The sequence below is a fragment of the Aeromonas sp. ZOR0002 genome (assembly GCF_963866995.1).
GTDB classification, from domain to species: Bacteria; Pseudomonadota; Gammaproteobacteria; order Enterobacterales; family Aeromonadaceae; genus Aeromonas; species Aeromonas caviae.
On record NZ_CAWMFQ010000226.1, the window covers coordinates 1 to 210 of the forward strand.

The window sequence follows — 210 nt, forward strand, 5'->3', positions numbered from 1 at the left end:
ACCGTGGTCATCACCGAAGACGTGAACAACGACGGCACCATCGACCGCACCGAGATCAGCGGCAAGGTGAACGTGGCAGTGAGCCTGCCGGGCGATGCCAAGGCCGGGGACACCCTCAAGGTGAGCGGCCAGGCAGACCGGGTGCTGACCGATGCCGACATCAGCGCAGGCAAGGTGGGTTACGAGTTTGACCGTCCGGCGGACGGGGTG

Annotated in this window: 1 protein-coding gene; it reads left to right on the forward strand. The window is 65.7% G+C overall.

The features are described from left to right. Positions 1–210, forward strand: a 210-nt coding sequence (locus AACR77_RS13050; RefSeq protein ID WP_042882033.1) for a hypothetical protein, incomplete at both ends; no start/stop codon positions are given.